This is a genomic window from Castellaniella sp. GW247-6E4 (assembly GCF_040276065.1).
Lineage (GTDB): Bacteria > Pseudomonadota > Gammaproteobacteria > Burkholderiales > Burkholderiaceae_B > Castellaniella.
In genome coordinates this window covers 659,118-667,479 of record NZ_JBELOI010000001.1, presented here as the reverse complement: position 1 = coordinate 667,479, position 8,362 = coordinate 659,118, and the positions used below count along the sequence as shown (strand labels likewise).

Below are 8,362 nucleotides of genomic sequence, written 5' to 3'. Positions count from 1 at the left end.
GCATTGGAAGCCCTGGAACAGGAGCATGCAATGACATACATCACGACACCCGAGCGGGTTGGTTTGCGGCGGGGACGCGTTGAAGGGCAGGCCGAACTGCTGCTGCGGCAATTGGGCCGCCGGTTCGGCGCCATCCCCGGCACTGCGACCGAACGCGTCCGCGCGGCGACCGCCGAGCAGCTCGAGACCTGGTCGCTGAACTTCGTAGACGCCACGACCCTAGACGAGGTGTTCGGGGATTGACCCCGCGCCCGACTACCCCAGCGCCGTATCCAAAAACATCATCACGGCGAACCCCGCCATGAGGCCCACCGTGGCCGCCGTCTGGTGGCCGTTGCGATGGGTTTCGGGAATCACCTCGTGCGACACCACGAAAATCATCGCGCCCGCCGCCAACCCCAGGCTGATCGGATAGGCGATGGGCAGACCGCTGGCGATGCCCACGCCCACGAGCGCACCCAGGGGCTCCATCAGGCCCGAGCCGATGGCAACGAGAATGGAAACCGCCGGCGACAGGCCGATCGCGCGCAAGGCCATGGCGACCGCCAGACCCTCGGGAATGTCCTGAATGGCGATGGCCGTAGTCAGCGGCAGCCCCACGCTCATGTCCCCCTGGGCGAAGCTGACCCCGATGGCCATGCCCTCGGGCAGGTTGTGCAAAATGATGGCCAGCACGAACAGCCATACGCCGCTGATGCGCTGGTCGGCCGGGCCGTGCGGCCCCGAGGTTTCGTGGGCGTGCGGCGTGAAATAGTCCAGTCCCAGCATCAGCAGCACGCCCAGTGCCAGGCCGGCCACGACGGCCAGGGCCGCGCCCACCCCGCTGCCGAGCAGCACCTCGGCCGCCTCGAGGCCGGGCAATATCAGCGAAAATGAGCTGGCTGCCAGCATCATGCCCGCGGCGAACCCCAGCATGCAGTCGCGCGTGCGGACGCCGATGGCACGCAGGCCCACCGCCAGCAGCGCGCCCAGCGCCGTCGCCCCGAACCCAGCCATGCCGCCCAGGGCGGCATAGCCCAGGTAGACCCGGTTGCTAGGGGAAAACGCCTCGATGCCGCTGGCGAGCAGCAGCCATAGCACCGCCAGCAGCGCCACTAGCAGGCCCCAGGCAATGGGCCGGTGTGCGCGGAGCTGATCGTGCCACGCGCTGATGAGCCCCGCGGAAACCGCCGGCGTGTCATTGGACGCCATGCATACTCCTGAAAAAACCGCGCCTCGAGCGCTGCGGATGATAGGCATCATACCGCCACGGAGCCCGCCTTCCCGCGACGGAGAGATTGCGCTTGGGGCGATCATTTATTATTGACATGTCGAACGGACACCGGCCCACACCTTGAACATCATTGAAACCGCCTTGCCCGGCGTGCTGGTCATCGAACCCCGTGTGATCGGCGACGCACGCGGCTTTTTCATGGAAACCTTTAGCGCCCGCCGTTATCGCGACGAGGCGGGCATCACCCTGCCCTTCGTCCAGGACAATGTCTCGCGCTCGCGGCACGGCGTGCTGCGCGGCCTGCATTTCCAGCGCCGCCATCCGCAGGGCAAGCTCATCCAGGTGATCGAGGGCTCGGTATTCGATGTGGCGGTCGACGTGGATCCCGCCTCGCCGACCTTCGGCCAACACGCGGCGGTAGCCTTGTCGGCCGTCGATCATCGGCAGGTGTGGATTCCGCCGGGCTACGCTCACGGATTTTGCGTCACCAGCGAGACCGCGATCCTGTACTACAAGTGCACCGACTACTACGATCCCGCCGACGAGCGGGGCCTGGCCTGGAATTGCCCCGAACTGGCCATTTCATGGCCGATCGACGGCCCCATCCTATCGGATAGGGACCACCGCCACCCCGGCCTGACGGAACTGGCCCGCCGATTGAAATAGCGCAGACCCTCTGCGGACTACAACGCCTCGATCGCCGGATAGAACTCGCGGTTCTCGCGCACCATGCGCGCATGCACGTCGCGCAGGACGGTATTGGCCTCGTCGCGGAATTTCTCGGGGTCGCGCGACAGTTGGGTGGCATTGCTCCAGCGGCGCGCGAAATTGATGAAGGCATTGGCGATGCCCTTCATATCGTCCTGGTAGTCCTGCGCCATCAGGGCCATGGATGCGTTGCCGCTGCGACGCAGCGACGGGTACAGGATGCGGTCCTCGATGGCCAGATGCGTGGTGATGATCGTGGACAGCGCCTTGAGCTCGTGGGCGATGTCCACCGCATGCTCGCTGATGCCCTGGTGGGCGAGCTTGCGTAGTGCGGCGATGCCGCTGAGGATGTCTACATGCTGGTGCTTGAAGCGGTTGATGTCCATGATGGGTTTCCCTCGTCGATGTCGCGGCCGGTGGTCTCCGCCGGCGTTAAGATTCATAATATATACATCTTATATCCGATACAAGCAGACACTCACACAGGGTCCGGGTATTGTTTGCGAGGCGGCGGCGGCCCCCCCCCGCCATCGGCCGCAGGCGCTCAGATCAGCTTGCTAAAGGAGGCGTCGTCCCCGGGAGTGTGCTCCCAGGAATGATGGGCCAGCCAGGCGCGGATTCGCGCGATGGCCTGGGACCGCAACTGCGAGATGCGCCCCTCGGTGACGTCCATCACGGCGGCGATTTCTTTCTGGTTCAGGTCCTGCTCGAATTGCAGGGACAACAGGAGCTGCTCGCGCTCGGGCAGGTGTCGAATCGCCTCGATCAGCGCCTTGCGCAGGCCCTCGTGCACCAGCCAGTCCAGCGGGGTGCCGCCCTCGGCATGGGCCTCGCCGTCGATGGGCAGGCCATCGTCTATCCCCTCGCGGCGGCGCGCCAAGTCCTCGTACATCAGGATTTGCACGCCGCGCGCCTCCTCGAGGAGGGTCTGGTATTCCGTGAGGCCCAAGCCCATTTCCTCGGCGATCTCGCTTTCGGTGGCCGGGCGCAGCAGCCGCTGGCTCAGGGCGTGGACGGCATCCTCGATGCTGCGCGCCTTGCTGCGCACGCTGCGCGGCAACCAGTCCTGGGCGCGCAGCTCGTCCAGCATGGCGCCCCGGATGCGGGTGACCGCATAGGTCTCGAACTGGGCGTCGGGCTGCTCTTGGTAGCGTCGAATCGCATCGAGCAGGCCTATCATGCCGGCCTGCATCAGGTCGTCGAGCTCGACGCTGGCGGGCAGCTTGCCGATCAGGATCAGCGCCTGACGCCGCACGAGCGGCGCATATTGCCCGACCAGCAGGTCTTCGGAACTGGGCATCGTGGAATCGGGGGGCCTGTATATTGAGAATGGAACGCCGTCCAGTATGCCCGAAAAAAAATGCGTCGTTACCCCGAGGAATCGCCAATTCACCAAGGTATCCGGGTTTCCCCTCTGAACTTGGGGGAGCTCGCCCCTAAATTTTCCGCGATATCCTCCGTTACAGGGTCCACGCGAGGGTCTTTCCGCCGCCCTGGGCGAGGGATGGACGACGAACACGGAATACGCGAGGACTCTATGATCCCACCGATCGGCCACCCATTGGCGGCCATCACGACCGGCCCATCCCCGACGGCCGTCGACCTGCCCGACGTCTCACCGAGACCGGTGCCCCACCTGGCCGGCGCCCGGGAAATGTCGTCCGATGCGTCGACGGCGGGCCACGACAGCCCGCGGGACGCTATGACCGGGGCACCGCCCCCGATGGAAAAGGCCCTGGATTCGGTCAACCGCAGCCTCGAGGCCTGGTCCACCGGCATGCGCTTCGAAATGGACGAGGATGCCCAGCGCCTGGTCGTCTCGATCATCGACAGCGCGACCGGCGAGGTGCTGCGCACGGTGCCGTCCGACGCGGTGCTGCGGGTCGCGAAAATGATTGTCCAGTTGCAAGGCGCGGGCGTCGACACGCGCGCCTGAGGCGGCGGCTCGACACCCTGGCCGTTGAACTATGTTTGAATCCCCCCGCTTACGTCAGGATTGCCTGGATTGGAACACGGCGATAATGGCGACACGGAGTTAAATCATGGCCACTATTTCTTCGATCGGCGTCGGGTCCAACCTGCCCCTCAATGATCTCCTCACCAGCCTGCGCAACAACGAAAACCACGCACTGGCGCTGATCCAGAGCCGCCAGGTCGCCGTCCAGACCAAGGTTTCCGCGTACAGCAAGCTGCAAGGCGCGGTCTCGACGCTGCAGACCGCCGCCAAGGCGGTCGGCAAGCCCGAGGCATTCGGTGCCCTCAAGGCCACGACCGCCGCCGACGCGTTTTCCGCCACCGCGGACAAGACCGCGATCGCCGGGCAGTATTCCATCCAGGTCGACACCCTGGCCTCGGCCCAGACCCTGGTCGCCGATGGCCGCGCCGAACGCGATGCGGCCATCGGCGCGGGCGGCTCGGTCACGATCACCCTGGCCAACGGCGAGTCTCATACGGTGGACCTCACCGGCAAGGACACGTCGCTGAACGGACTGGTGGCCGCCCTCAACGGCGACCCCGACTCGGGCGTGAACGCGACCCTGGTGAACGACGGCTCGGGGGCGGCCCACCGCCTGCTCCTGACCAGTCGCGCGACGGGAACGGAATCGGCCGTGGCCTCGATCACGGTGGCCGACAACGCCGAGCTCGAGGCCTTCCTCGCGTACGACAAGGCGGTCGGCACGGGGGGGTTCACCGAGCAGGCCGCGACCAACGCCCAGTTGTCGATCAACGGCATCTCGATCACCAGCCAGACCAACACGATCGAGGACGCCATCGACGGCGTCGCGCTGACGCTGAAACAAACCACCGACAAGGCGGCCACGCTGTCGGTCACGCGCGACGATACCGCCGCGACCAAGGCGATCAACGATTTCGTCAAGGCCTACAACGGCCTGCTGGGCACGATCAAGTCCCTGACCTCATACAACGTCGACACGCAGGCATCCAGCGCCCTGACCGGCGATTCGCTGGCCCGCCGCGTCCAGACGGAAATGCGCGGGGCCCTCAACGGCGCACTGGACGACATCGACGGCCTGTCGCTGTCGCGCATCGGCATCACCACCGACCCCAAGTCCGGCGAACTCAAGGTCGACGACGCCAAACTCGCCAAGGCCCTGTCCAGCAACCTCGAGGGGGTCACCTCCCTATTCACCGGCACCAATGGGGCGGGCACGCGAGTGGCCAACGCGGCCGAGGCCTTCACCCGCAGCGACGGTCTGTTCAGTGCCACCACGGACAGCCTGAACGAGACGGCCAAGCAGATGCAAAGGCAGTACGACGCGACGGCCGACCGGATTGACCAGCGCATGGAGACCTACCGCCAGCAGTTCACCCAACTGGACGCCATGGTCGCCCAAATGAACTCCCTCAGCAGCTACCTGACCCAGCAGCTCAGCATGCTCAGCAATCTCAGCAAGTCCGATAAATAAACGGCTTCCATCATGACTTACGCCCCCCGTTCACGTGCCGCCCGCACCGCCGGCGCCTATGCCAGCGTCGGACTCGAATCCGAGGTTCTCGGCGCGACGCCCGAGCGCCTGATCTCGCTGCTGTTTCGCGGGGCGCTGACCGCGACCGCGCAGGCGCGGCTGCACATGGGAGGCGGGCGCACCGCCGAGCGCGGCCAGTCGATCTCCAAGGCGATCGACATCGTCGAGACCGGGCTCAAGGCCAGTGTCGACACCGAGCGCGGCGGCGACGTCGCGCGCCACCTGGTCGCCGCCTACGAGCTGATCGTGCGCAACCTGCTGCAAGCCAACCTCAACAACGATCCGTCCAAGCTCGAATCGGCCGAGAAACTCCTCAACGACCTGGCCGATGCCTGGCACGTCGCCGCAGATCCACACTTCGAACGCCCCCTATCATCCTGACACGGCGACGTATTCCCCTATGGCCTCCCGCTCCTCCGTCCTGCATCAATACCAGCTCATCGCCTCCCTGAGCAGCCAGATGCGCGCCAAGGCCGAGGCGCAACAATGGGACGACGTCGTCCAGCTCGGCGCTCAATACAACCAGGCTGTCGAGGACCTGCGCCGCTTCAGCCCCCTGGACGACGCGGACCGCAACGCGCGGCGCGAGCTGCTGACCCGCATCCTGGACGATGATGCGCGCATCCGACACCTCGCCGCGCCCGAGCTGCTGCGCCTGGGCCACCTGATGGGCGCCATCAAGCGCCAGCGCACGGTGCTGCGGGCCTACCACGCGTCCTCGGAATGAGCATTGGCGGCTCGTCCACGCTAGGCACGCTGCTGATCCAGCGCTTGGACGCGGTACTGGGCACGACGCTCGGCCAGCAGGCCAATCTCGTCTCGGGCGCCCGGCCCGCGGCGGTCACCCAGCCCGGCAATCCCGAAAACCCCGATGCGCTACGGAATTCCGCCCAACGCCACCCCCGCGAGGCGGTGGATGCGGCTGGCGCCCAGGGCCGCGGCCAGGCCGCGGTCGGCAAGGCTGCCGGCGCAACCGCGCTGGACGACCGGATCGGCCGCGCCGCGACCTACAGCTCCACCACCGCATCGGCGCCCACGACTCTGGGGTTCGCCGCGCGCATCATCCTCGCCCTGCTCGCCCAATACCCGCAGGCCGACCCCGCGGTGCAGGGCCGCCAACCTCTGCTGAACGGGCCGGCGGCGCGCGCAGGCGCCATGCCGCCCCTCCCCGCGGGCATGGCGGACGCCGCCACGGCTGCCGCCCGGGGTCCGGCCGCCATGCCCGTCCCCGGGGCCGCTGGCCCGCAGGCCCCAGCCGGCCCCTTTGCGGCTTGGGCCGCGCTCGCGACCGCGCTGGACCAGCCCGGCGCGCTGGCCGCGCGCCTGTCTCAAGCACTGTCCCAGGCGGTGCAAGGCAGCGGCCTGTTTTACGAATCCCATCTGGCGGCGCTGGCCTTCGGCAAGGCCGACGCCCGTGACCTTGCCCGCGAGCCTCAGGCCCGCCTGGGTGCACAGACGGCCGAAGGCCGCGTACCAGGCGGCCAGGCGCCACACACCCAGACAGGTGGCCGCGCCCCGGACAGCCAGGCCACGAATACCCCGAGCGCGGGCTCGCAGGGCGCCCCTCCTCTACCCGCCCAGGCGCCGGGCCCGCAAGGCGTGCCGCAGGGGTTGCCGGCCGCCGCCGAGGCCTCCGGCGCGCCGGCGCAAACCGGCCAGGCGGGGGGCTCGGCCGCCGCCCCGGCGGTGCAAGCCCCTCCCATTCCCGGCATCGATCCCCAGGCACAATTCCTGGTGCGCCAGCAACTCGAGGTCCTGGCCCATCAGGGATTTGCCTGGCAGGGCGAGGCCTGGCCCGGGGCGGACATGCGCTGGGAGGTCCGCCGGCATGCGGGCGACGAGGGGGATGGCGGTGGCTCCCGGGCCGAACACTGGTCCACGCGCCTGAACCTCTCCTTGCCGGCGTTGGGCGCCATCCAGGCCCGGCTGACCCTGGCGGGCGATCAATTGGTCATGCGGCTGGCCGCGCCGGACAGCGCCGAGCGACTGGACGGCGCCATCGAAACACTGCGGGCGCGCCTGCTGGCCCACGGGCTGCGGGCGAGCCAGATCGCTGTCGTCGACCGCGACGACTCGGACGAGGACGCGCCACCCGCCGGGCCGGCGCCGGCGTCCCGGGGCACCCATGACGACATCCACCCGGCCTGACCCCGATCGGCCCAGCGCTGTCGCGGTGTCGTACGACACCGGCGACAGCGCGCCGCGCGTGGTCGCAAAAGGCTACGGCACCCTGGCCGAGACCATCATCCGCACCGCCCGCGAGCACAACCTGTACGTGCACGAATCCCCCGAGTTGGTGGGTCTGCTGATGCAGGTGGATCTGGATGCGCACATTCCGCCGCAGCTTTATGTGGCGATCGCCGAGCTGCTGGCTTGGCTGTATGCGCTGGACGCCGAAGGCGGCGCCCACAAGCTGGACACGCCGCGTCCGCCGCCGGGCGAGCCCGTGAACACGCCAGGCGGGGCCTGAAAGGACCTCGAATCGTTTGCGTTATCAGATCGCCATATTGGCGATTTCCTTGTAGGCATCGACCAGGCGGTTGCGCACCTGCACGGTCGCCTGGAACGCGAGGCTGGCCTTTTGCAGGTCGATCATGACGTCGTTCAGGGCGACGTCGGGTTCGCCCGCCTGAAAAGCGCGCGCCTGGGTATTGGCGGCGTTCTGGGCCTGGGACACCCGCTCGAGCGAGCGCGCGAGTTCGGCCGCGAACCCGCCCTGGCTCGAGACCTCGGCCGGGCCGGACTGGGCCGGCAGGCCCTGGGCCGCACGCGTCACTGCGCGCATCTGGGCGAGCATGTTTTCAACGTTGGCGAGGGCCTGGGATGTCATCATGGGGGGTTCCGTCATCCGCGATTGCCGCCTCGACAACCGCCATGCGGACACTATATGGCAGCCCGCACGCGCGCAAGGCGCACAATAACGAGAGGTTCGGGCCGCAGTTCCCCGCTTTGG

General features: G+C 67.7%; 12 protein-coding genes. 8 read left to right on the top strand and 4 right to left on the bottom strand.

Going from position 1 to position 8,362, the window contains the following annotated elements; all coding sequences use genetic code 11:
- Positions 1-243 (top strand): DUF4351 domain-containing protein (locus ABS761_RS03150; protein WP_350406586.1); only part of this gene is annotated, 243 nt, incomplete at its 5' end.
- 12 nt (positions 244-255) lie between these two features.
- Here ABS761_RS03150 and ABS761_RS03145 read toward each other — a convergent pair.
- Positions 256-1,191, bottom strand: a complete 936-nt coding sequence (locus ABS761_RS03145; RefSeq protein ID WP_350406585.1) for a ZIP family metal transporter — start codon at positions 1,189-1,191, stop codon at positions 256-258.
- A 142-nt stretch (positions 1,192-1,333) separates the two neighbouring features.
- On the opposite strand from ABS761_RS03145, the gene rfbC reads away from it, so the two are divergent.
- On the top strand, positions 1,334-1,879 hold the full coding sequence (rfbC, locus tag ABS761_RS03140; protein ID WP_350406584.1) for a dTDP-4-dehydrorhamnose 3,5-epimerase: 546 nt from the start codon (positions 1,334-1,336) through the stop codon (positions 1,877-1,879).
- A gap of 17 nt (positions 1,880-1,896) precedes the next feature.
- Here rfbC and ABS761_RS03135 read toward each other — a convergent pair whose 3' ends face one another.
- Positions 1,897-2,307, bottom strand: coding sequence for a hemerythrin domain-containing protein (locus ABS761_RS03135; RefSeq protein ID WP_350406583.1), 411 nt, complete (start codon positions 2,305-2,307; stop codon positions 1,897-1,899).
- Between the two features lie 158 nt (positions 2,308-2,465).
- Positions 2,466-3,221, bottom strand: a complete 756-nt coding sequence (locus ABS761_RS03130; protein WP_350406582.1) for an RNA polymerase sigma factor FliA — start codon at positions 3,219-3,221, stop codon at positions 2,466-2,468.
- A gap of 237 nt (positions 3,222-3,458) precedes the next feature.
- Here ABS761_RS03130 and ABS761_RS03125 point away from each other — a divergent pair, with 237 nt between their 5' ends.
- The 6 genes from ABS761_RS03125 (at position 3,459) to ABS761_RS03100 (ending at position 7,879) form a co-directional block, all read left to right on the top strand.
- Positions 3,459-3,857 carry a flagellar protein FlaG gene (locus ABS761_RS03125; RefSeq protein ID WP_350406581.1) on the top strand — a complete coding sequence of 133 codons (399 nt, stop codon included), beginning with the start codon at positions 3,459-3,461 and terminating at the stop codon, positions 3,855-3,857.
- Between the two features lie 106 nt (positions 3,858-3,963).
- Positions 3,964-5,349, top strand: coding sequence for a flagellar filament capping protein FliD (gene fliD, locus ABS761_RS03120; protein ID WP_350406580.1), 1,386 nt, complete (start codon positions 3,964-3,966; stop codon positions 5,347-5,349).
- Between the two features lie 12 nt (positions 5,350-5,361).
- Positions 5,362-5,790, top strand: a complete 429-nt coding sequence (fliS, locus tag ABS761_RS03115) for a flagellar export chaperone FliS (RefSeq protein WP_350406579.1) — start codon at positions 5,362-5,364, stop codon at positions 5,788-5,790.
- Positions 5,791-5,809: 19 nt separating this feature from the next.
- A complete protein-coding gene (locus tag ABS761_RS03110; protein WP_350406578.1) occupies positions 5,810-6,136 on the top strand; it encodes a flagellar protein FliT in 327 nt (108 codons plus the stop codon).
- Entirely contained in the window at positions 6,133-7,557 is a 1,425-nt protein-coding gene (gene fliK / locus ABS761_RS03105; protein ID WP_350406577.1) for a flagellar hook-length control protein FliK, read from the top strand. The genes ABS761_RS03110 and fliK overlap by 4 nt, the downstream gene beginning before the upstream one ends.
- Entirely contained in the window at positions 7,535-7,879 is a 345-nt protein-coding gene (locus tag ABS761_RS03100; RefSeq protein ID WP_350406576.1) for an EscU/YscU/HrcU family type III secretion system export apparatus switch protein, read from the top strand. The genes fliK and ABS761_RS03100 overlap by 23 nt, the downstream gene beginning before the upstream one ends.
- Positions 7,880-7,903: 24 nt before the next feature.
- Here ABS761_RS03100 and fliE read toward each other — a convergent pair whose 3' ends face one another.
- Positions 7,904-8,239: a flagellar hook-basal body complex protein FliE gene (gene fliE / locus ABS761_RS03095; protein ID WP_350406623.1), complete on the bottom strand. Its 336-nt coding sequence runs from the start codon at positions 8,237-8,239 to the stop codon at positions 7,904-7,906.
- Positions 8,240-8,362: the final 123 nt, after the last annotated feature.